This is a genomic window from Arthrobacter sp. 05N429, from assembly GCF_056397045.1.
Genome location: NZ_JBFTMQ010000001.1, coordinates 784,015 through 805,112, shown reverse-complemented (window position 1 = coordinate 805,112; position 21,098 = coordinate 784,015). Strand labels below are relative to the sequence as shown.

At 68.4% G+C, this 21,098-nt stretch carries 19 protein-coding genes; 8 read left to right on the top strand and 11 right to left on the bottom strand.

Annotated features, from left to right (window positions below):
• Positions 1-62: 62 nt before the first annotated feature.
• The gene (locus tag AC1DF4_RS03790) at positions 63-536 is read right to left on the bottom strand and encodes an Lrp/AsnC family transcriptional regulator (RefSeq protein ID WP_476911589.1); all 474 of its coding nucleotides are present in this window, start codon (positions 534-536) and stop codon (positions 63-65) included.
• Positions 537-713: 177 nt separating this feature from the next.
• Between AC1DF4_RS03790 and AC1DF4_RS03785 the strand changes: the two genes are divergently transcribed.
• From AC1DF4_RS03785 to AC1DF4_RS03760, 6 genes are all read left to right on the top strand, one after another.
• A complete protein-coding gene (locus tag AC1DF4_RS03785) occupies positions 714-2,126 on the top strand; it encodes an amino acid permease (RefSeq protein WP_476911588.1) in 1,413 nt (470 codons plus the stop codon).
• A 137-nt stretch (positions 2,127-2,263) separates the two neighbouring features.
• Positions 2,264-3,298, top strand: a complete 1,035-nt coding sequence (locus tag AC1DF4_RS03780; RefSeq protein ID WP_476911587.1) for a thiamine pyrophosphate-dependent enzyme — start codon at positions 2,264-2,266, stop codon at positions 3,296-3,298.
• Between the two features lie 40 nt (positions 3,299-3,338).
• Positions 3,339-4,370 carry an alpha-ketoacid dehydrogenase subunit beta gene (locus AC1DF4_RS03775; protein ID WP_476911635.1) on the top strand — a complete coding sequence of 344 codons (1,032 nt, stop codon included), beginning with the start codon at positions 3,339-3,341 and terminating at the stop codon, positions 4,368-4,370.
• Complete coding sequence (locus AC1DF4_RS03770) at positions 4,363-4,692, top strand: biotin/lipoyl-containing protein (RefSeq protein WP_056426240.1); 330 nt, start codon at positions 4,363-4,365, stop codon at positions 4,690-4,692. The genes AC1DF4_RS03775 and AC1DF4_RS03770 overlap by 8 nt, the downstream gene beginning before the upstream one ends.
• A gap of 4 nt (positions 4,693-4,696) precedes the next feature.
• Positions 4,697-5,524, top strand: coding sequence for an alpha/beta fold hydrolase (locus AC1DF4_RS03765; RefSeq protein ID WP_476911586.1), 828 nt, complete (start codon positions 4,697-4,699; stop codon positions 5,522-5,524).
• 179 nt (positions 5,525-5,703) lie between these two features.
• A complete protein-coding gene (locus tag AC1DF4_RS03760; protein WP_476911585.1) occupies positions 5,704-6,366 on the top strand; it encodes a phosphoribosyltransferase in 663 nt (220 codons plus the stop codon).
• A 51-nt stretch (positions 6,367-6,417) separates the two neighbouring features.
• Here AC1DF4_RS03760 and AC1DF4_RS03755 read toward each other — a convergent pair whose 3' ends face one another.
• From AC1DF4_RS03755 to AC1DF4_RS03745, 3 genes are all read right to left on the bottom strand, one after another.
• Positions 6,418-7,773, bottom strand: a complete 1,356-nt coding sequence (locus tag AC1DF4_RS03755; protein WP_476911584.1) for an MFS transporter — start codon at positions 7,771-7,773, stop codon at positions 6,418-6,420.
• 190 nt (positions 7,774-7,963) lie between these two features.
• Positions 7,964-9,418 carry a 4-hydroxyphenylacetate 3-monooxygenase, oxygenase component gene (gene hpaB, locus AC1DF4_RS03750; RefSeq protein WP_476911583.1) on the bottom strand — a complete coding sequence of 485 codons (1,455 nt, stop codon included), beginning with the start codon at positions 9,416-9,418 and terminating at the stop codon, positions 7,964-7,966.
• Between the two features lie 62 nt (positions 9,419-9,480).
• The gene (locus AC1DF4_RS03745; RefSeq protein WP_476911582.1) at positions 9,481-10,017 is read right to left on the bottom strand and encodes a flavin reductase family protein; all 537 of its coding nucleotides are present in this window, start codon (positions 10,015-10,017) and stop codon (positions 9,481-9,483) included.
• A gap of 203 nt (positions 10,018-10,220) precedes the next feature.
• On the opposite strand from AC1DF4_RS03745, the gene AC1DF4_RS03740 reads away from it, so the two are divergent.
• Entirely contained in the window at positions 10,221-10,937 is a 717-nt protein-coding gene (locus AC1DF4_RS03740) for an IclR family transcriptional regulator (protein ID WP_476911581.1), read from the top strand.
• A gap of 34 nt (positions 10,938-10,971) precedes the next feature.
• Here AC1DF4_RS03740 and AC1DF4_RS03735 read toward each other — a convergent pair whose 3' ends face one another.
• The 7 genes from AC1DF4_RS03735 to AC1DF4_RS03705 form a co-directional block, all read right to left on the bottom strand.
• The gene (locus tag AC1DF4_RS03735) at positions 10,972-11,937 is read right to left on the bottom strand and encodes a TolB family protein (RefSeq protein ID WP_476911580.1); all 966 of its coding nucleotides are present in this window, start codon (positions 11,935-11,937) and stop codon (positions 10,972-10,974) included.
• A 199-nt stretch (positions 11,938-12,136) separates the two neighbouring features.
• The gene (locus AC1DF4_RS03730) at positions 12,137-13,537 is read right to left on the bottom strand and encodes an MFS transporter (protein ID WP_476911579.1); all 1,401 of its coding nucleotides are present in this window, start codon (positions 13,535-13,537) and stop codon (positions 12,137-12,139) included.
• A 168-nt stretch (positions 13,538-13,705) separates the two neighbouring features.
• Complete coding sequence (locus AC1DF4_RS03725; protein WP_476911578.1) at positions 13,706-16,810, bottom strand: AAA family ATPase; 3,105 nt, start codon at positions 16,808-16,810, stop codon at positions 13,706-13,708.
• Entirely contained in the window at positions 16,807-17,985 is a 1,179-nt protein-coding gene (locus tag AC1DF4_RS03720) for an exonuclease SbcCD subunit D (protein WP_476911577.1), read from the bottom strand. Before AC1DF4_RS03720 ends, AC1DF4_RS03725 begins: the two co-directional genes overlap by 4 nt.
• Positions 17,986-18,138: 153 nt before the next feature.
• Positions 18,139-19,074, bottom strand: a complete 936-nt coding sequence (locus tag AC1DF4_RS03715; protein WP_476911576.1) for an MIP/aquaporin family protein — start codon at positions 19,072-19,074, stop codon at positions 18,139-18,141.
• A 71-nt stretch (positions 19,075-19,145) separates the two neighbouring features.
• On the bottom strand, positions 19,146-19,526 hold the full coding sequence (locus tag AC1DF4_RS03710) for a DUF202 domain-containing protein (protein WP_476911575.1): 381 nt from the start codon (positions 19,524-19,526) through the stop codon (positions 19,146-19,148).
• Positions 19,523-19,879, bottom strand: a complete 357-nt coding sequence (locus tag AC1DF4_RS03705) for a YidH family protein (protein ID WP_476911574.1) — start codon at positions 19,877-19,879, stop codon at positions 19,523-19,525. The genes AC1DF4_RS03710 and AC1DF4_RS03705 overlap by 4 nt, the downstream gene beginning before the upstream one ends.
• Before the next feature lie 70 nt (positions 19,880-19,949).
• Between AC1DF4_RS03705 and AC1DF4_RS03700 the strand changes: the two genes are divergently transcribed.
• Positions 19,950-21,065, top strand: coding sequence for an ADP-ribosylglycohydrolase family protein (locus AC1DF4_RS03700; protein ID WP_476911573.1), 1,116 nt, complete (start codon positions 19,950-19,952; stop codon positions 21,063-21,065).
• Positions 21,066-21,098 lie beyond the last annotated feature (33 nt).

Below are 21,098 nucleotides of genomic sequence, written 5' to 3'. Positions count from 1 at the left end.
CTGGGCGCAAAATGTTTCAGCTCACATGGTGACCGCTGCGCACGCCCCCGGGCGCGGCCTGCTCACCCTTCGTTGGCGGCGGCTTCCAGCAGCGGGAGGGTGCGGCCCTGGAAGTGCGTGTTAAGCACAATCACCGAGGACGAGCGCAGTACCGTCCGGGTGGCGATCATGGCATCCAGCACCCGCTGCAGGTCCGGGTTGGAGCGGGCCGCAATCCGGGCCATCAGGTCCGAACTGCCGGAGACGGTGTGGATTTCGATCAGTTCCGGGATCGCCGCGAGCGCTTCGACCACCGCGTCATGCCCCAGGTCCTGGTTGATCGTCAGGGAGCAGAACGCCACCACCGGGAAGCCAAAATGCGCCGGATCCGGCTGCGGCACCCAGGACCCGATGACACCGCTGTCCTGCATCCGGTCCAGCCGCGACTGCACGGTGGCGCGGGCAACCTTGAGCACCCGGGAGGCTTCCAGCACCGACGCCCGGGGCGCATCCGTGAAGAATCGGACAATTTTCGCGTCCAGGGTATCTACGTCCATCGAATATTCCTCCTGCAGCGGCATCCGCACGGCAAACCGCCACGGATAACTCGTTCCTAGCCAACAAACTGCCACCATGCTCTCACGGGCCGGGGCATGCCTGCCCCGCCCGGACACGGTAAATTCAATAGGTCCCATAAGGACTCCAAGATCCACACCACACGAAGGTTCGCCAGCATGACAATGAAGTCCACCGCGGAGCGCCCCGGCCTGAAACTCGGCCACAGCATGAAGCCACGCCAACTCACCATGATGGGACTCGGCAGCGCCATCGGCGCCGGCCTGTTCCTGGGTTCGGGGGCCGGAGTCCAGGCCGCCGGACCCGCCGTCCTGATCTCCTACCTGGTCGCGGGAACCCTGATCATCCTCGTGATGTGGGCCCTCGGCGAAATGGCCGCCGCCAACCCCAACAGCGGCGCGTTTTCCGTCTACGCCGAGAAAGCCATGGGCAGGACCGCGGGTGCCACCGTGGGCTGGCTCTGGTGGCTGCAGCTGGTGGTTGTCATCGCCGCCGAGGCCCTCGGCGCCGCGGCCCTGCTGTTCACTGTGTGGCCTGTGATCCCGGTCTGGGCCCTGTCCCTGATCTTTATGGTCGTGTTCACGGCCATCAACCTTGCCGGGGTCAAGAACTTCGGCGAGTTCGAGTTCTGGTTCGCCATCCTCAAAGTCGTTGCCATCCTGCTGTTCCTGGGCATCGGCACCGCCCTGCTGCTGGGCTTGCTCCCGGATGTCGAGTCCCCCGGCCTGTCCAACTTCACCGCCGATTTCGCCCCCGCCGGGCTGGGCGGCATCGCCACCGCGCTGTTTGTGGTGATCTTCGCATTCGGCGGCACCGAGATCGTCAGCGTGGCAGCGGCCGAGACCGAGAACCCCCAGCACAGCGTGGGCCAGGCGATCCGCACCGTCGTCTGGCGGATCATGGTCTTCTACATCGGCTCGGTGTTCGTCATCGCCGCCGTCCTTCCGTACACCTCCGAGGCCCTCGCGTCGCCGTTCGCCGGCGTCCTGGACGTGGCCGGCATCCCCGGCGCCGGCGCCGCCATCACGCTGGTGGCCGTCGTCGCGCTCCTGTCGGCCCTGAACGCGAATCTGTACGGCGCGTCCCGGATGGTCTTCTCGCTGTCCGAACGCGGCGAGGCCCCCCGGTTCCTGTCGAAGATCAACAAGTCACGGGTGCCGGTGATCGCCGTCGGCGTCTCCGTGGCGTTCGGCTTCCTTGCCGCCGTGCTGGAACTGCTTTTCCCGGAGCAGATCCTTCCGGCGCTGTTCCAGCTGGTCGGCTCGACCTGCCTGATGGTCTGGGGCTCCGCCCTCGTCTCCCAGCTGATCCTCCGCCGCCGGGCGGACCGGGAGGGCACCGTCCTCCCGCTGCGGATGAAGGGCTTCCCGGGGCTGACGATCTTCGGGCTCGTGCTCCTCGCCCTGATCTTCGCCGTCGGCTTCAGCAGCCCGGACAGCAGCAAGCAGCTTTTCAGCACCATCGCCCTGGTCGCCGGCATCGCCGCGGCGTGCTGGATCGGCGCCCGGATCACCCGCAACCGCAGCGTGGCCCCGGCCGAGCAGGCCGAAACCGCCGACGCCGGGAAGTAACCAGCCCGGCCGCACTACCTGACCAGACTGCACAGATTGCAAAGCCAGACGCCCGTCGGACTGGCACTCTTGTGCAGTCTGGTCAGTGATTTAACAGCTGTTTGCCTACCGCCGAGCAGGTGACTAGGGTCACAGCCATGGATACACTTCCCGTGGCTTCCGGCGTCGCCGCCGAACCGCTCACTCCCGCCCAGCTCCGCGAGCTCTATTCGCTGATGGTGGCCGTCCGCCACCTCGATACCTCGGCCATCGCCTGGCAGCGTCAGGGCATCATCCCCGGCTACGCGCCCGAGCTCGGCCAGGAGGCGGCCCAGGTGGGCAGCGGCTACGCCGTTGACACCACCCGGGACTTCGTCTTTCCCACCTACCGCGAGATGGGCGTCGCCCGCACCATGGGCGTGGACATGGTGGCGTACATGTCCACCCACAAGGCCACCTGGCACGGCGGCCTCTACAACCCGCTGGAATCCCGGCTCGCCCCGATCCAGGCCGTCGTGGCCGGCTCGGTGCTGCACGCCGTCGGCTGGGCCCACGGCCAGACGCTGGACGGCAACAACGGTGTCGCGATGACGTACTTCGGCGACGGCGCATCCTCGCAGGGCGACGTCCACGAGGCCCTGAACTTCGCCGCGGTGATGAAGGCCCCCGTGGTTTTCTTCGTCCAGAACAACGGCTGGGCCATCTCGGTCCCCACCGAACGCCAGGTGGCCGGCGGCTCCGTCGCTGCCCGCGCCGCCGGTTACGGCATGCCGGCCCTGCAGATCGACGGCGATGACGTCGTCGCCGTCGTCGAGGCCACCCGGCGCGCCTTTGCGCACGCCCGGGCCGGCAACGGCCCCGTGCTCATCGAGGCGATGACCTACCGCCGCGGCCCGCACTCGACCTCCGATGATCCTGGCCGCTACCGCTCGCTCGACGAGGAGCGCGACGGCGCCGGCACCGACCCGCTGGAACGTTTCCGGCAGCGGCTGCTCGCCGACGGCATCGCCGACGAGGCATTCTTCGCCCAGGCCCTCGCAGCGGCCAAGGCAGAGGAGGAACAGATCCGCACCGGCATCCAGTCCCTCGGATCACGCCCCGGCACCGAAATGTTTGACCTGGTCTTCCAGGAAACCACCCCTGCACTGCAGGCCCAGGCCGCCAACTGGCGCGAGGAGTCCGAACATGTCTAACTCGATTCTCGAAGGCAGAAACGCCGCAGGCGAAAGCGCCATGGACCCCGCCATTGCCGGGGGCACTCCGGACAACATTGCCGCCGCGACCACCACAGTAATGTCCATGCAGCAGGCCCTCAACCGGGCCCTCGACGAGGTGCTCGCCGAGAACCCAAAGGCCGTCATCTTCGGCGAGGACTGCGGGCGGCTCGGCGGCGTCTTCCGCATCACCGACGGGCTGCAGGCCAAGCACGGCGAGCAGCGCGTCTTTGACACCCCGCTGGCGGAGTCCGGCATCCTCGGCATGTCCGTGGGCCTGGCGATGGCCGGTTTCCACCCCATCCCGGAGGTCCAGTTCGACGGCTTCGCGTACCCGGCCATCAACCAGATCGTCTGCCAGATTGCCCGGATGAACTACCGCAGCCGCGGCACCATGCCGATGCCCATCACCCTGCGCGTTCCCAGCTTCGGCGGCATCCGCGCTCCCGAACACCATGGCGAGAGCCTCGAGGCCCTCTTCGCGCACGTACCCGGGCTCAAGGTGGTGTCGCCGTCGAACCCGCACGAGGCGTACCACCTGCTCAAGTACGCCGCCACGCGGCCGGACCCGGTGATCTTCATGGAGCCGAAGTCACGATACTGGCAGAAAGGCGAAGTCAACCCCGCAGACGGCGGCTCCCCCACCGGCGCGAAGGTCATGCGCGAAGGCCGCCACCTCACACTCGTCGCGTGGGGTGCCATGGTGGCGCGTTGCCTCCAGGTCGCTGAACTCGCCGCCGAGGACGGGATCGACATCGAGGTCCTGGACCTGCGCTGGCTCAAGCCGATCGACGCCGAGGCGCTGGCCGCCTCCGTGCGCAAGACGCGCCGCGCCGTCGTCGTCCATGAGGCCCCGCTGACGTCCGGCCTGGGCGCCGAGGTGGCACAGCTGATCACACAGTCCTGCTTCGACACGCTCAAGGCCCCCGTGGAGCGCGTCACCGGCTTCGACGTCCCGTACCCCTCGGGGGACCTGGAAGACGAATACATCCCGAACATTGACCGGATCCTCTTCGGGATCCAGCGAGTATTGGAGTACAAACGTGGCTGAAATTTCCTTCCCCCTCCCGGACCTCGGCGAAGGCCTGATCGAGGCCACCGTGCTGGAATGGCTGGTCGCCCCCGGCGACCAGGTGGAGCGCAATCAACCCCTCGTCGAGGTGGAAACCACCAAATCGGCCGTTGAATTGCCCAGCCCGCAGGCAGGTAAGGTTGTGCGTATCCACGGCGGGCCCGGTGACAAGATCAATGTCGGCGAGCCCCTGATTGTGTTTGAGGTGCCGGACAACACCGCCGGCATCGTGGGCACGGTCCCGAAGGAAGAGGCACCAAAGCGCCGGGTCCGCCTGAGCGCCGTACTTGATGAGGACTGACACCATGAGCGGCAGACACACCGGCGAACAGCATTCGCACACCGTCGAGGGCACCGACCCCCAACTGTATGTGGGTGTTTACGAGCCCGCTTCCGACGCCGGACTGCGCCCGGTGCTGCTGCTGCACGGCTTCTCCTCCTCGTCCAAGCTCAACTGGGAAGACAGCGGCTGGATCACCGCCCTGCTTGAAGCCGGCCGCCGTGTCATCACGGTGGACCTGCCCGGCCACGGCCGCAGCGGCGCCCCCGAAGACATGGACTCGTACGCCCCCAGCAGGATCCGCGCGGACCTGCTGCAGATCGCGTTCGACTCGGGAGTCCGCCCCCTGCGCGACGGCGACCCGTCCAGCGGACTCGACCTGATCGGCTACTCGCTCGGCTCCCGGCTCGCCTGGGAGTTCGGCGCCACCCAGCACGAGCTGGTGCACCGGCTGGTTCTGGGCGGGCCGAACGTCGCCGATCCGCTGGCCGACTTCGACCTCGTTGCCGCGCAGCGCTACCTCGCCGACGGCACCCCGATTTCCGACGCGTCCACTGCCGGACTGCTGAAGATGGCCCAGATGCTGCCCAGCAACAACATCTTCTCGCTGCTGTCCCTCGTGGAGGCGGTCAAGAGCGAGCCGTTCGATCCCGCCGAGGCTGTGCCGCACATGCCCATGCTGCTGGTGGCCGGCGAGAAGGACGAACGGGCCGTGTCCATGCCGGAGCTTGCGGCGCTGGGCGCCAAAGCCGGGGCCATGGTGGAGCAGCTTGTCCTGCCGGGCCGCAACCACACCAACGCCATCACCAGCCGGGCGTTCAAGCAGGGGGCCGTCAGCTTCCTGGGCGTGTAGCCTCCCAGCCGTTCACCTGCAACGCGGGGTCACTTAAAGCCCATCCGATCGACTCGGACGGACGTCAAGTGACCCCGCGTTGGTTTCCGGGGGCTCGGGCCGGCCATTTCCTCGCGCCCTTTCCCCGGCGGACGTAGGCTGGCCGCAGCAGAGTGGGCGGAAACCGGGAGAGGGACGCCATGGGCATGCGCTTCACAGACCGCGAGCAGGCCGGCAGGCTCCTGGCCGCTGCCCTCCCCCAGTTCCGCGGACGCCCGGACACAGTGGTGCTGGGCCTCGCGTGCGGCGGGGTTCCAGTGGCGGCCGCGGCCGCCGCATCGCTCCGGCTGCCCTGGGACGTGCTGCCGGTCCGCAAACTGGGGGTTCCCGGCCTCGACGAGACGGCGTTCGGCGCCCTGGCCTCGGCCGGCGGCGGGGTGGTGCGGGTACTGAACCGTCCGCTGGTGGCCCGGCTCCTGGACATCGGGGTCCGCCAGTCGGCGCTGGACGCCGTGGAAAGCGCCGAGCGGGCAGAACTGGGGCGCCGCGCCGCGGCGTATCCTGGTCCGAGGCTTCCCCTGACCGGCAAAACCGTGATTGTGGCGGATGACGGGCTGGCCACCGGGGCGACGATGCGGGCCGCCGTCGAGGCCGTCCGGGCGGCCGGTGCGGCAACCGTCATCGTCGGGGTTCCCGTCGCGTCGCTGGAGGCTCAGTCGTCACTGCAGCAGCTCGCGGACGCAGTGTTCAGCCTGTTCATCCCGGGCCAGTTCCGCGCCGTGGGCAGCTACTACCGCGCCTTCCGGCAGGTGCGGGACGACGACGTCGTCCGGCTGCTGGGTGCCCGGTCCGCGTTGCTTTAACGACAGGAGGGCACGGACCTCGCGGTCCGTGCCCTCCTGCTTGCTTGGTGACTAGTGCTTGGCCGTGGCGGCCGGCGCGTGGTGGCTGACGCCGAGGGCGCGGCCCCTGGTCTCCCCGGCCAGCAGGACGCCGACCGCAGAAATGACGCAGAGGATCATGATGTAGATACCGATGGAACCGGTCCAGCCGGTGCCCTGCAGCAGTGCCTCAGCGATCATGGCAGCAAACGCGCCGCCCAGGATGGCACCGAAGGCGTAGCCGATCGAGATGCCCGAGTAGCGCACGTTCGCAGGGAACATCTCCGCGTACATCGCGGACATCGGGCCGTAGGACAGGCCCAGGCCGATGGTCAGGACGAACAGCGCGACGCCGTAGAGGACGATGTTCTTGGTGTCGATCAGCGCGAACATCGGAATCATCCAGGCGAAGACGATGCCATAGCCGATCAGGAAGGTCTTGACGCGGCCGATCTTGTCGGACAGCCAGCCGCCGACCAGGGTGAAGATCAGCCAGCCGAAGGACGCCAGCGTGGTGGCCAGCAGGATCTGCGCGGTCGGCATCTTCAGGGACTTGGTGGCGTAGGAGATGAAGAACGCGATCAGCAGGTAGCCGGCAGCGTTGTTGCCGATGAAGATCATCGTCGAGTAGAGGACGGCCTTCTTGTGCTTGCGGAAGAGCTCTCCGAGCGGAGCCTTGCTCTCTTCCTTGCGCTCCTGCATCTCCTTGAAGACGGGGCTCTCGGCAACCGCCCGGCGGATCAGGTAGCCGACGACGATCAGCACGATGGAGAGCAGGAACGGCACACGCCAGCCCCAGGCCGCGAAGTCTTCCTTGGACATGGACGTGTTGAGGAAGTACAGCAGGCCGGTGGCGAGGATCATGCCGACCGGAACGCCGATCTGCGGGTACGCGCCGAACAGTCCGCGCTTGCTCTTGGGAGCGTGCTCCACTGCCATCAGGGCAGCGCCGCCCCATTCACCGCCGGCAGAGAAGCCCTGGATGACACGGAGCAGGATCAGCAGGACCGGAGCCCAGAAACCGATCTGGGCGTAGGTCGGCAGCATACCGATCAGCGCCGTGGCGGCACCCATCATGATGAGGGTGAAGACCAGCATGGCCTTGCGGCCGAGCCGGTCACCCAGGTGGCCGGCGACGACGGCGCCGAGCGGGCGGAACAGGAAGCTGATGCCGATAAGGGCAAAGGACAGGATCTGCGCCAGGCCCGGGTTGGAGGCGTTCAGGGGAGCCAGGAACAGCGGCGACAGCAGCGTTGCCGTCAGCTGGGCGAAGATGAAGAAGTCGTACCACTCGATGGTGGTACCGACCAGCGTGCCCGCGAGGACCTTACGTTCCTCATGCTTGCTGCTGGGGCCCGCCTCAGAATCGACACTTGAAGTTGCGGTCATTGAAACTCCGTTGCTGGGGGCAGAAATCCTGCCCGGGGATGGTTGCGAAGTGAATAACTGAATGCCTCTGGATTTACTGATCGAACGGTCAGTTAGTATTCAGAATCATACTATGAAATGTGTGATAGGGCACACATCATTGGGAAAAAGCTTCGCCGCGCCATAAATGGACGGCGAACTCCTGCGGTGGTCAGTCGGTGCGGTTCAGGAACTCCCGCACACGGGCCCGGACGGGCCCGCGGTCGTAGCTGTTCACCATTGCCCCGGCCATCCGGACCGGATCGCCGAAGAAGAAGTACTCGTACAGCGACTGCCTCCCGGAGAAGCCGGAGACCGAGGCGTCGAAGGCCAGCTTGAACAGCCGGACACGCTCAGGGCCGGTCAGCGACTTGCCCTGCAGGTACATCTCGATGTCGGCCCGGGCGTCGCTGTTGACATCCGCTTCGCCGGGAAGTGCCATCAGCCCGGAGGCGGAAAACTTCCGGATGATCTGCGGGAAACGCTGGGCGACCTTGGGGTACCAGTTGCGGGCGGCGTTGAGCGTGGACCACTTCGGCAGCATGACGCCGGCCTCGTTGAGTTCCGCATCCGCCTCGGAGGCCCGGACCAGCGCCTTGCCGATTTCGACGTCGACGATCAGTTCGGCGATGTCCTCCTGGATGTGCTGGAAACCGTCGATGCCGATCGAATCGGCGAGTTCGGAGGCCAGGCCCAGGAAGAACTCGCTCTTGGCAATGGTCCGGGTGACCACCTGGTGCGTCATCAGGGCCCCCGCGCCGGTTTCGGAGTAGAAGGCGTTGCACAGCTGCGGGTTGCCGAGCATAAAGATGCGTTCGTTGGGCACAAAAACATTGTCAAAGACCGCGACGGCGTCCATTTCCTCGTAGCGGGAGGCCAGCGGCTCGTCGTGGGTGCTGCCCCCGTTGTACAGCGAGGTGCGGCACAGGTAGCGGAGGCCCGGAGTGTCATTGGGGATGGCGAAGGCGTACGAGTAGGGGGCATCCTCGGGCGTGCCGCGGAGCACAGTGGAGGGGAAGACCAGGAGTTCGTCCGCGATCGGGGCGATGGTGGCGAGCATGCGGGCACCGGTAATGACGATGCCGCCCTCGCGCTCCTCCACAATCCGGGCGGACAGCTGGCCGCCGAGTTGTTCGGAGCCGGAAACGGACCGGTTGACCTGCGGCGGGATCAGCGTGTGCGTGGCCAGGATGTCGTTTTCCCGGGCCCACTCGTAGTAGTTGCGGATGTTCTCGCCGAACTTGGGGTCGGCCTGGGAAAACCACTTCCCGGCGGTGCTGAGGGCGGTGAGCGAGGAGTTCATATAGTCGCCGGAGCGGCCCAGGAAGCCGTTGGAGGACTCGGCCCACGTGGAGATGGCACGGCGCCGGCGCTCAAGGTCTTCGACGGTCTTCGGCACCAGGAAGGAGGCATTCACCAGGTCTCCGGTGGTGGGCGAGGTGTAGGTCAGCGCGTCCTGGTGCCGCGGGTCATGTTGCATGTCGAAGAGTTTGGCGTAGGACCGCGCCACGTTGCGGAACGCGGGGTGCTCTGCGATCTTCTCGCTGACAACCTCGCCGTCGATCACCACATGGGGCGTCATGTCGTTGAGCTTGTCCAGGTACTGCTGTCCGGTACGGATACCCATGGTTGTTTCTCCAGTCGTCGTTGAACTGAGCCGTCAGGATTGGCGCCTTGTGTTGCGGCGGGTCAGAGCAGGTCCTCCATGCCCAGCTGGCTTTCCGGAATGGTGGTGAACGCGCTGTTGGCGAACGCCAGCGCATCACCGTTGCGGTAGTTGAAGTCGGTCACCTCGCCGACGTAGAGCGTGTGGTCGCCGCCGTCGTATGCCGCCCAAGGCTTGCATTCGAAATAGGCGAGCACCTGGGAGAGCCGCGGCGCGGTTTCGCCCTCGACCCAGAGCGGCTCGGGTCCGGGGCGGCCGGCGAAGTGCAGCGCAAGCTGCCGTTGCTCGGCGCCCAGGATGTTGACGGTGAAGGGCCGGCCGGCGAGCTCGTCATGCGCCTTTGCGGTGCGGGCGATGCTCACGAGCACTAGGGGCGGATCCATGGACACCGATGTGAAGGAATTAACGGTGATGCCGTGGCGCTTGGAGGCGCCGTCAAAGGTCACGATCGCGACGCCGGTGGCGAACCGCCCCAGGCTGCCGCGGAAGCGATGGGCACGCGCAGCGGCAGTGCGGCCCGGAACAACCCGGACAGGCTCCGTGCGGGGCTTGGCAATCATCGTTGATCCCTGCGTCTGGTGATGGCTTTTTCATATGAACTGCAAAGGCAAATGTTCTGGGACTTGTTCTGGGACTTGTTCTTGTGCGTGTTCTATAATCGAACATATAGTTCCTATATAGAACGCTAGCGCACCGTGAGTCGGAGCACAAGGGCCGCCCGGTGCATCCCGGATTCGTCACCGCCCGCACTTAGGATGGACCAATGACCCCGACCGCCGGCAGCACGCAGGCCTCCCCGTCCCAGACGCTGTCGCGCGGCATCCGCGCCCTGGAGATCCTGGCCGACGCCCCGAACCCGCTCACCATCGCCGAACTCGCCGACGCGATGGGCGTTCACCGCTCCGTCGCCTACCGGATCCTCCGCACGCTGGAGGACCACTCCCTGCTGGTGCGCGACGACGGCGGCCGGGTCCAGCCCGGACCTGGCCTTGCCGTCCTGGCCCGCGGAGTTTCCCGGAACCTGCAGACGGCGGCCCTGCCTGAACTCACCCAGCTCGCCAACGCGCTGACGATGAGCGCCTTCGTTGCCGTCTGGGACCACGAGGAGTGCGTCACCCTGGTCACTGTGGATCCGCGGCATACCGGGGCCACGGTGGTCCAGCATCCCGGCTCCCGGCATCCGATCAGCGCCGGCGCCCCCGGCATCGCGATCCAGTCGGCCATGTCGGAACAGGAATGGACCGCGGCCGCACCCGGCATCCCCTACCGGGCCGAGGCGGCCGAGGCCCGCCGCAGGGGTTATGCAGCAAGCCATGACGAGGTCATCTCCGGCGTCTCTTCGCTGGCCGTGCCCATCCGGGTTCCGGGCGGACGGCCGGCCGCTCTCGCCGTCGTCTACATCCGCGCCGCCCAGGATCCGGACGAGGTCGCCGCGGCCCTGGCGGCGGGCGCCGAGCGCATCGAGAGCCAGCTGGGCTAAGACCGGCAAGCCCGAATGTCCGTGAGTCCGGGCCTCAGTCGCTCCGCCGCGCACCCCATGACGGCAGGTTGACGTCGGCGTCGCCGGCTATGACAACGCGGATCTTTCCCTTGCCCTGCTCGGAGATCGTGCAGATGCGGTCTTTCCCTGCTTTCGTATCAAAACAGCCGGTCAGCAGCTGGCGCCCGTCGGGAGACCAGACGGGCTTGAAGAACCGCAATCGGTCAGTCGGCGGTCGGATGACCTTTAGCCCGGTCCCGTCGGGGCGGACGGCCATGATCGCTCCGGAGTCCGGCGCCGAACCGCTTTCCGGAGCAATATTGAAGGAGATGACGCGTCCGTCCGGCGACCAGTCGGGATGCTCCAGGCCGGCCCGCGGAGCCAGGATCTGATGGAGCCCGGTGCCGTCCACGTTTACAACATAGACGGCCTCCAGCTGACCCTCCGGGCTGTCTCCTGTGATGCGGCCGAACGCAATCCTTGTTCCGTCCGGCGAGAAGACAGGTTCCACATCTATGAAGCCCTGCGTGAGTTCATGCGGGTCGGTACCGTCCGAACGCATGACCCAGATGGAAACAGCGAACGGATCCTGGCCAGCCGCAAATGCGTCGTAGGTGATCAGGCGCCCGTCCGGCGACCACTTGGGACCTTCCTGAACCCCCGGAGCGGACGTTAGGGAGCGGCGCCCCTTGCCGTTGGGCGACATGGTGGCAATGTGGACCCCGGTGTCACTGACGAAGTCGAACGCGATCCGGCGTCCGTCCGGGGACCAGTCCGAGAAGCCCGTCTCGTCCCGGGTGAGCTGCTGCTGATGCGAGCCATCGGCGCGCGCCACCCACAGGCTCTTTGCATTGCCTCCCAGCTGGGGATTGGCCCGGCCGAAGGCTATGGGCCCGTTGTCCGGCGTGCCATGCGGTTCCGTGGATGCTCCGGCCGGCATGGCGCCGGCCAGGAGGAACAATGCAGCAACCGCCGCGATTTGTCCGGGCTTTTTGGGCATGCCGACCTCCCTGGAACACGTGCCCATTGAGCGGCACGCCAGGCCGTCCTCCGACGGAATACCTCGTGGCGACCGTTCCCGTACGTCCCGGATTCCTCAATGTCCTCCGAAGCCCCACCGCCGTCAATGGGCCCCGGGTGCGGTGCCCCAACAGGTTGGGCGGAGGCCCCGCATGCTGTGGCCCACCCGGCCGCCAGCGTCAACTGGTGGGGGCGGGGGCCTTCTTCCGCCGGAGGACGACGGCGGCTGCCGCACCAAGCAGGAACAGCGCCGCGGCGGCGCACACCGGCACCAGGAAGGCCGTGGAGTAACCCTGGTGCTGCGCCAGCTGCCCCGCGATGGACGAGCCGATCGCGGTGCCGGCGACGATGCCGCTGGCCAGCGCCGTCATGACCGTGCCGAGTTTGCCCGCGGGGGCCACCTGTCCGCCGATCGCGAACACCGTAACCATCAGCGGGCCCACCGGAAGGCCCAGGACCAGGAGCACGAGGATCATGGGAAGCGCCGTCGAGGGCAGCAACAGCAGCAGTGCGAGGCCCGCCATGAGCGCCGCGCAGGCCACCCAGCGGGCGTTCACCGTGAACCGCCGGGGCCAGTACGCCACAGACAAGGCCGCCGCCGCGGAGCTCAGTCCCATCACGGCATAGAGCAGGCCCGCCAGCTCGGACGTGGCAAAGCTGGCGGAGAAGGAACTCAGCGCCGTCTGCGTGGAGCCGAAGAATGTGCCCATGCAGACCATGGCCAGCACCGGGAGCCCGACGGCGGCGAAGGCACCTGCCCGCTGCCCGGCCGTGAGGTTTGCCCGAAGCTTTTTCTGGTGCGCTGCGCCGGCGACTGTCCGAGCCGGTGTCCGGACCACCGCGTGGTGCGTGGAGTGCACCGCGAAGGCCGGAACGAGCGTGATGGTGAGGGCCGCTGCGAGGGCGAGCGGCAGCCACGGTGCGATGAGGCTCGCGAGGATACCCACCAGGGCCGGTCCCAGGACAAAGGTCAGCTCGTCGGCGGTGCTTTCGTAGGACAGCGCCGTGTCGAGGTCTGCCGTGTTGGCGTCGCGTCCGCCGCGGGAGGTCAGTGCCATCCAGCGGACCCGGGCCAGGGAGCCGACCTGCGGGCAGCTCGCACCGGCCACGAAGGCGGCGGCCAGGACCGGGGCGGCGGCGGCCAGCTCATCTCCGCCGGGGACCAGGTAGGCGGCGAGGATCAGGGCGATGACGGCCACAGTGTTGAAGACAGCGGCGACCAGCAGCACCGGGCGTTGGCCCAGCCGGTCCGCCAGCGCGCCGAAAACCGGGGCGCCGAGCGCGGAGCCGATGCCAACAGCTCCGGCCACCACCCCGCCGACGGCGTAGGAGCCGGTGACGGCGGTGGCCAGGGTCAGCGCTCCGACCGTGAGCATGGCGAGCGGGAGCCGGGCGAACAGCCCGATTGGAATGAAGGTTTTGCCGGCGAGCAGCGGCAAGCGGGAGAAACGCCCGCCAGTGCGCAGTGCCGGCTGTGTTGCGGCGGCGGGTTCCGGCGGGGAGACCGGCCCACGGGCAGCGGTGTCAGGAAAATCCGGCGCGGAAGAAACGGGCGCCTGGGAAGTCGTTGAGAGAGTCATGATTCCGGGTTCGTTCAATGGTGCGCATCGTCCCTCCTCCCGATGCGCGCGACCCGGTAACGCTCCAATTATAGCTGCAACTCCGGCCGCAAGTGCAGCCCGGAACTCTGCAGGCCCGGCACCCCTGCTTGCCCGGAATCGGAGGGCGTCCGGGCCTGCGGACGCGTGTCAGCCCTGGGCATCGTCGGAGATGTGCAGCACCGACCCGTTACGTCCCTTGACCACCTGCAGCTGGGTGCTGATGCGCTGTTTCATTTCCCCCACGTGGCTCACCAGACCGACCACACGCCCGCCGTCCCGGAGCCCCTCGAGGGCATCCATGACCTGTTCGAGGGCCTGTTCGTCGAGGCTGCCGAAGCCCTCATCCACAAACAGCGTCTCGATGTCTACGCCGCCGGATTCCTGCTGCACCACGTCCGCCAGCCCGAGGGCCAGGGCCAGCGAGGCCATGAAGGACTCACCGCCGGACAGGGTGGCAGTGTCGCGCCGCTGACCGGTCCACTGGTCCACCACTTCCAGGCCGAGGCCGGACTTCTGCCCGCGGACCGCTTTGGCGTCGGTGTGCTGCAGCGTGTAGCGGCCATCGCTCATGCCGATCAGCCGTTCCGAGGCCGCGACAGCCACCTGTTCGAGCCGGGCTGCGAGCACATAGCTGTTCAGGCTCATCCGGTAGTTGTTGTCTCCCCCGCCTCGGGCAGCGTCGGCGACGGCGGCCAGCAGCTGCGCCCGTTCGCGCGGCTCCCGTCCGTCCGCCGCGAGCTGCGCATAGTTCGCGGCGATCGTGCCCAGGGTCCGCGCTGATTTTTCCGCGAGGCCGGCCGCGAGTTCGGCGTCCCGTGCTGTGCGTTCAGCCGCTGCTGCGTCTGCACGGAGCTGTTCCACCAGCTCCCCCGCGACGGGGCCTTCCGTCGCCAGCTCGTGCAGCGCCAGGACGAGTTCCTCGCTGGCGAAGAGTTCCTCGATCCGGGCCGCTTCGTCCTGTCCGTCGCGGACGGCGGCTTCCAGTGTTGCGGAGTCGGGTGCCGGGAGCAGGACGGCCCGCGCCGCCTCCGCGGAGTCGAAACCGGCGCCTGGAAGCGCCAGCTCCAGTTGCTGCCGGGCCTCCGCCGAGCGGGCTACGGCCTGTTCCAGCCGGGTCCGTGCCGCGTCGGCGCGTTCCAGTACGGCTGCGCTGCCGTCCAAGGCGGTGATGCGGTCCGCCAGGACGGGGTGGCCGGCCCGAAGGTTGTCGAGGGCCAGTTCGAGCGAATCGGCCTGCTCCTGGACTGCAGCGAGCGTGGACTCGGTCTGGGCGATGCTGGATGCCGTGGCCGACTGGGCCGATTCGGCGTCGGCGATCTCCTCGTCCAGTTCGGAATACCGCGCCCGGTTGACGGCGAGTTCTGCCGCTGCACGGTGTGCTTCCGCGGCGCGTTCCCCTGCCAGGGCCGCTTCCAGGCCGGCGTCCTCGGGCGCGGTGTCCCCACCCTGCGCCGCCAGCACGGCGACCTCCTGCTGAGCCTCGGAGAGTTCACGTTCGAGCGCCGCGAGGGCGGCCTCCGCGGCCTCGCACGCGTGCTGCGCGGACTGCTCGGCCTCGGCCACGTCCAGGGCGGACGCTGCGGCCGGGGCGGGGGTCGGATGCTCGGGGCTGCCGCAGACCGGGCACGGGAGGCCGGCCCGCAGCTGGGAAGCGAGCTCGGCCGAGGCGTTGGCCAGCCGTTCCTCGCGGAGATCGAGCCAGCGCTGGCGCCGGTCCTGGTACTCTGCCCTGGCGCCGGCATGGTCTTCCGCAACGGCTGCACGGGCCTTCTCGGCAGTAGCGTAGCGCCGTACCAGGACCAGCAGTTCCTCGGCCGCGGCAGCCTCCTTCGTCCGCAGCTGGACTTCCGCGGCGAGTTCCTCGAGCGGACGCAGTGCGGCGAGCAGTGCATCGGATTCATTGCGCAGGGCGGCCAGGGCCGCAGCCCCGGATGTCCGCCCGTCTTCCAGCTGCACCAGGCCCAGGCGAAGCTGGGTGCTGCGGCTCCGGAGGCCGGCGAGCCTGGCCTCATCAGGCAGCCGTTCCGCCAGCACCGCGCGCAGTGAACGAAGTCCTGCCAGCGCGGACCGCAAGGCTTCACCATCCAGGGCGGGGCTGTCCGCAACACCGGCGCCGCCCGGGGAGTCAGCGAACCGCAGGTCCGGCCTGCCGCCCGCGGCCGTGTTCCGCAGAGCGGCAAGTTCGGGATCGGTGAGAGCCGCGGTGCGCACATTTTCAGCGGCAGCGGCCATGGCGGCCGCCGCCAGGTCCTCCGCCGTCCCGGCGCTGTCCATGGCCTGCAGTTGCCCGCCGAGGACTTCCGCCTTTCGGTGCAGGCCCAGCTGTGCGCTCTTGGCGGCAATGGCGGGGGCGGCAGCCTCAGCCTCGGAGCGCCGAAGTTCGGCCCCGGCCAGCTTGGCCTGGCGGGCGGCGCGCGCTGCTGCGGCGTCCCTGGCGGACAATCGGTCGGCCCGCAGGCCATCGGCGTCGAGCGCTGCCGCACGGCGCTGCTCCGCAGCCGTGGCGGCATTGGTCTCCAGCCAGGCCAGGAAGGAGTCAGGGTCAGTCTGGTCCGGGGCATCCGCCGGGTCGAACTCCAGCGCGGCCGTTTCGGCTTCCGCCTGGGCGAGCAGGAGCTCAAGCTGGCCGTTGAGGCTGGCGACCTCGGTGCGGGCAGCCTGCGCCTTCCGGCCAAGTTCCTGTTCCACGGCCTCGAAACGCTGGGTACCGAAGAGGCTCTGCAGCAGGTCGAGGCGGTCGCTGGCTTTGGCACGCAGGAAGGCGGCGAAATCGCCCTGCGGCAGCATAACGACGCGGGTGAATTGCTCCCGGTTCATCCCGAGGACATCAGTGATCTCGGCGCCGGCCTCGTCGTTGCGGCCGGACTTCTCGATCCATTCGCCGTCGACGCGTTCCCGCAGCAGGGTGTTGGCCTGCTGCACAGTGAAGCCGTTCTTCCCCCGGGCGCTGGGCTTGTCCCATGCGGGCGAGCGGGAGACTTCGAAATGCCGCCCGCGCGCCGAGAACTCGCAGGTGACCCGCGGCTCGGCGGCAGCCTCGGCATGGTCACTGCGCAGCCGCTTTCCGTCCTGCCGCGCCCCGGGCACCGACCCGTAAAGCGCGAAGCAGATGGCATCCAGGACACTGGTTTTGCCGGCGCCCGTGGGACCGTTGAGCAGGAACAGCCCGTGGGCGCTCAGGCGGTCGAAATCGATGTGTTCGGTGGCGGCGAAGGGCCCGAAGGCGGAGATCTCGAGGCGATGGATCCTCACAGTGAGACTCCTTCCAGCCGCACGGCTTCCAGGGCTTCGGCAAGGACAGCTGCCTCGCGGTCGTCTGCTGCCCGGCCGCGGACGTGCTCCAGGAAACCGCAGCAGATGGAAAGGTCATCCTCGGCCTCGGCGAGCCGGCTGCTGTAGCTGGTCTTCGGGGCGGTGCCGGCACCTTCCGGATCGAAACCCAGCACCAGGGTGTCGGGGAACCGCGAGCGCAGCCGTTCCATGGCCTGTGCGGGGCGCTGGGCGTCGGTCAGGGTGATCTGGCAATAGGCGGGTTCAGCCCAGGAGTGGTCCTCGGCGGAGAGCAGCTCCTCGAGTTTGCCGCGCAGCACGGCCAGGGTCCGGGGCGCTTCCCACAGTACTTCACGGGCAGCGCCGACGCCGTCAGCGTCAACGTCCACTAGCCAGCTGCCCTTTTTGTGCTGCGCTTCGGAGAACGAGTACGCGAGCGGCGAACCGGAGTAGCGGACGGACGGCGAGAGCTCCTGCCGGCCGTGCAGGTGGCCCAGTGCCGTGTAGCCAAAGCCGTCGAAGAGATCCAGCGGGACAGCGCCGACGCCGCCGATGCTGAGGTCCCGTTCGCTGTCCGAGCTGATCCCGCCGCTGGCAAAGGTGTGGGCAAGGACCACGGAATGGACGGTCCGGGATGCGGAACGGAGGCTCAGGTCCTCCCGGATCCGCGCGGTGGCCGCCCGTGTTACCTCAAAGTGGCTGGCGGTTTCGACCCCCAGCTGCTCGGCTACGAGCCGTGGTTCCAGCCAGGGAATGCCATAGATGGCGAGCACCGGCCCGGCGTCCGGGCGGGCGGCGTCGAGCGGGAGCAGCACGGGCTGGTCCAGCTCGGAGAGCCGCGTGCGCAGGTGCACTCCCCCGCGCTCCAGCAGCCGGGAGGCGAAGCCGAGCCGGATGGCCGAGTCGTGGTTGCCGCTGGTCAGCACCACCTGGGCGCCGGCGCCGGTCAGGCCCACCAGCGCGTCGTCCAGCAGCCGGACGACGTCGACACCCGGCAGGGCGCGGTCGTAGACGTCGCCGGCGATCAGGACGACGTCGACTGCCTCGTCCCGCACGAAAGAGACGAGCTGGTCGATGAAGGCGCGCTGGGCGTCGAGCATCCCGACGCCGTGGAACGACCGGCCCAAATGCCAGTCCGAGGTGTGCAATAACCGCATGCTCCTACGGTATCGGCTGCCACCGACAGGATTGCGCCACCGCTCCGGAACGGCAAACGCGGGGTCATTCCGAGCCCATCCAGAAGTCCCGTCGTTCGGGATGGGCCGGAAGTGACCCCGCGCTGGATGTGCGGACTCGACGCCGGGTGCGGGTTACTGCCCGCGCTTGTCGAAGAAGTCGCGGGCGTCGTCGTCGCCCGTCTTGCGTTCGTCAGGTGCCGGCGTCGCTGCGGTCGGCGTTCCGGCGTCGGACTCCGGCTCTTCGCCGGGCCCGGCCAACAAGGCTTCGTCTTCGGCCTCCTCTTCTTCTCCCGCCGCAGCGGCCGGCACTGCCGGGGCCGGGGCGACGTGCGCAAAGCCTCGGTACACCAGCCCGGCGAGCGCCGCGCCCACCAGCGGGGCCAGCCAGAAGAGCCACAGCTGCCCGAGCACGTCCGGGCTGCTGAACAGTGCGGACGCCGTGGCGCGCGCCGGATTGAAGGGGATGTTGCCGGGCGCCTGGCCGAACTGCAGCAGGACGGCCATGGTCAGGCCGACGGCGAAGGGCGCCGCCAGCCGTGACGGGTTCCGGGCCGAGGTGGCGCTCAGGAATACGGCCACCAGCAGGGCTGCGCCCAGCACTTCAAGGAGCAGCACGCCGGCCAGGGGCACCTGGATGACGGAATTTTCGCCGAACCCGGCGGAAACCGTGTCAAAGGCCGCCCTGGTGTCGGCGATGTTGGGGACAGTGCGCAGGATTCCGAAGAGCGCCACGGCGCCCAGCAGCGCGCCCACCAGCTGCGCGCCCACGTACGCTCCGGCGTCAGCAAGCCGGATCCGGCCCGCAATGGCGTGTCCCGCCGTCACCGCGGGATTGAAGTGGCCGCCGGAGATGTACCCGAACGCCAGCATCGCGGCAGTGACCGCCAGCCCTGCGGCGAGGGAGGCGGAGAGCGGGTTCGACTGCGGAATCGTGAACAACGGAACGCCCAGGCCGGCGACCACCACGAAGAACGTCCCGAGGGCCTCGGCGGACAGCCGGCCCGGCAGCCCGGGACGCGGTGAATCATCAGTGGCGGCAGGCACTTGGGCTGTCGCGGGCGTAGTCATTTCAGGAGTTCCTTTGTTTGGGGTCAGCGAGCAGTCTGCCAGCGGAGTCTGGACGTTCGCTGGACCCCGGCTTAGCGGCCGAGCGCAATCGCGGCGACGGCGCTGGCGCCCAGCACGATGACGCTGGCGGCGGCCCAGCGTATCAGGGAAGCCGGCGGGGCGTGGGAGGAGTGCCGGAGCTGCCGCACCCGGGCCAGCACGCAGAGGCACAGCACCACGGTGGCGACCATCGCTGCCAGGGCACAGACCCCGAGAAAGTCAGTGGTTGCGGTCCCTGCCCACCTGATGTAGTTGGGGGCTGGGTCCGGGGCGGGGACGGGCTGCGACGCCGCGACCGCCCAGCTGCGCCAAATCAGCAGGTCCGCGGCGAGGATGGCCAGCAGTGTCCGGCCCCAGGACAGCTCGGTCCGTTCCGGCTGCAGCCCGGGATCCCGCACGGCCGCGGAGCTCACCGCGCCACCAGGAGCAGCACGGCCAGGATGAACGCCGCCGCCGCCACCCCTACCGTCATCACGAGCATCACGCCGGAAAACGGCAGCTCCCGGTTGTTGCGCATGGCTTCTTCCATCTGCCCCCAGCGGCGGTAGGCCAGGACGGCGAGGACGGCACCGATGAACGCCAGGGCAACGCACATGGCGATCCGCAGCGGGGCGGGGGCGATCTCCGGGAACAGCTGGTCGATGCCCAGGGCCCCCACAATCAGGGCCAGCGATGTCCGGATCCAGGCCAGGAACGTCGTTTCGTTGGCGAGCGAGAACCGGTAGTCGGGGGTGGATCCGGTCTTCCGCCATGCTGGTTCGCGCATTGGTCGCCTGCTGTCCGCTGTTGACTTGTGGCACCGGCTCCGACGGGGGGCCGGGGTAAAATTCTAAGTCATGAGCAATGAGCCCGTCATCACCCCCGCGCTGCCGTCTGCCCCGTCCCGCGAATCCCGGATCCACGGGTGCCTGCTGGGCGGCGCCCTCGGTGATTCGCTGGGGTACGCCGTCGAATTCGACGACATCTCCACGATCCGTTCGACGTACGGCCCGGACGGGCTGCTGGACTTTTCAGCGCTCGACGGCGGCAGCCACTTCTCCGACGACACGCAACTCACGCTCTACACCGTTGACGGGCTGCTCGAGGCGCTCGAGTGGGCCAACTCGGGCGTGGCCGCGGACACCAACGCGTGCCTGTGGCTCGCCTATCTGCGCTGGCTCGCCACCCAGGGTGTGCCGGTCCCGGACGCGGCGCCATTCCAGCCGGCCCGCTGGATCGATTCCCACGGCGTCCTGAAGCACCGCCGCGCTCCGGGAAACGCCTGCCTGAGCGGACTGGCCACCGGAGAGATGGGAACGTTCTACCGCCCGGTCAATCCGGACTCCAAGGGCTGCGGCACCGTCATGCGTTCTGCCCCCTTCGGCCTGGTCCCCTATATCCCGGCCGAAGCCGTCTACAAGCTCAGCGCCGATGCGGCCTCGCTCACCCACGGGCATCCCGCGGCGCGGCAGAGCTCCGGCGTCTTCAGCCTCCTCATCCACGCCCTGGCCGCCGGCCGCGGACTGCGCGAAGCTGCGGAATTCGCGCTCGGGGAACTCGGCGCGGGGCACCAGCGCAAGGGTGAAGAGCCCGACGCCGATCTTGTCGCCCGGCTCGAGACAGCCCTCCGGCTGGGCGCCGCCGGCGCACGGCTGGACCCCGAGGAACTGGTCCGGGAACTCGGCGAGGGATGGGTGGCAGAGGAGGCACTCGCTGTCGCGCTCTACGCGGTGCTGGCTACGGCACCGGATCCTGCGGCGGATGCCGGGCACCCGGAGGCCCACTTCCGTGCGGCCATCGCCGTCGCCGTGAACCACAGCGGGGACAGTGACTCCACGGCATCGATTGCCGGCAACATCCTGGGCACCTTCTACGGTGAGGAGTGCCTGCCGGCGGAGTGGCTGGACGTTCTTGAGGCCCCGGAACTGATCCGGGGCCTGGCCTCACAGCTGGCGGCAGTCACCGGCGCCTGAGCCTGTGCCCGCGGCTGCTGCAGCCTCGCCGGC

Bases quoted from the DNA above. Each gene is read 5' to 3' on its own strand.
- AC1DF4_RS03790 (WP_476911589.1), bottom strand. From the start codon at position 536: ATGGACGTAGATACCCTGGACGCGAAAATTGTCCGATTCTTCACGGAT.
- AC1DF4_RS03785 (WP_476911588.1), top strand. From the start codon at position 714: ATGACAATGAAGTCCACCGCGGAGCGCCCCGGCCTGAAACTCGGCCAC.
- AC1DF4_RS03780 (WP_476911587.1), top strand. From the start codon at position 2,264: ATGGATACACTTCCCGTGGCTTCCGGCGTCGCCGCCGAACCGCTCACT.
- AC1DF4_RS03775 (WP_476911635.1), top strand. From the start codon at position 3,339: ATGGACCCCGCCATTGCCGGGGGCACTCCGGACAACATTGCCGCCGCG.
- AC1DF4_RS03765 (WP_476911586.1), top strand. From the start codon at position 4,697: ATGAGCGGCAGACACACCGGCGAACAGCATTCGCACACCGTCGAGGGC.
- AC1DF4_RS03760 (WP_476911585.1), top strand. From the start codon at position 5,704: ATGGGCATGCGCTTCACAGACCGCGAGCAGGCCGGCAGGCTCCTGGCC.
- AC1DF4_RS03755 (WP_476911584.1), bottom strand. From the start codon at position 7,773: ATGACCGCAACTTCAAGTGTCGATTCTGAGGCGGGCCCCAGCAGCAAG.
- hpaB (WP_476911583.1), bottom strand. From the start codon at position 9,418: ATGGGTATCCGTACCGGACAGCAGTACCTGGACAAGCTCAACGACATG.
- AC1DF4_RS03745 (WP_476911582.1), bottom strand. From the start codon at position 10,017: ATGATTGCCAAGCCCCGCACGGAGCCTGTCCGGGTTGTTCCGGGCCGC.
- AC1DF4_RS03740 (WP_476911581.1), top strand. From the start codon at position 10,221: ATGACCCCGACCGCCGGCAGCACGCAGGCCTCCCCGTCCCAGACGCTG.
- AC1DF4_RS03735 (WP_476911580.1), bottom strand. From the start codon at position 11,937: ATGCCCAAAAAGCCCGGACAAATCGCGGCGGTTGCTGCATTGTTCCTC.
- AC1DF4_RS03730 (WP_476911579.1), bottom strand. From the start codon at position 13,537: ATGACTCTCTCAACGACTTCCCAGGCGCCCGTTTCTTCCGCGCCGGAT.
- AC1DF4_RS03720 (WP_476911577.1), bottom strand. From the start codon at position 17,985: ATGCGGTTATTGCACACCTCGGACTGGCATTTGGGCCGGTCGTTCCAC.
- AC1DF4_RS03715 (WP_476911576.1), bottom strand. From the start codon at position 19,074: ATGACTACGCCCGCGACAGCCCAAGTGCCTGCCGCCACTGATGATTCA.
- AC1DF4_RS03705 (WP_476911574.1), bottom strand. From the start codon at position 19,879: ATGCGCGAACCAGCATGGCGGAAGACCGGATCCACCCCCGACTACCGG.
- AC1DF4_RS03700 (WP_476911573.1), top strand. From the start codon at position 19,950: ATGAGCAATGAGCCCGTCATCACCCCCGCGCTGCCGTCTGCCCCGTCC.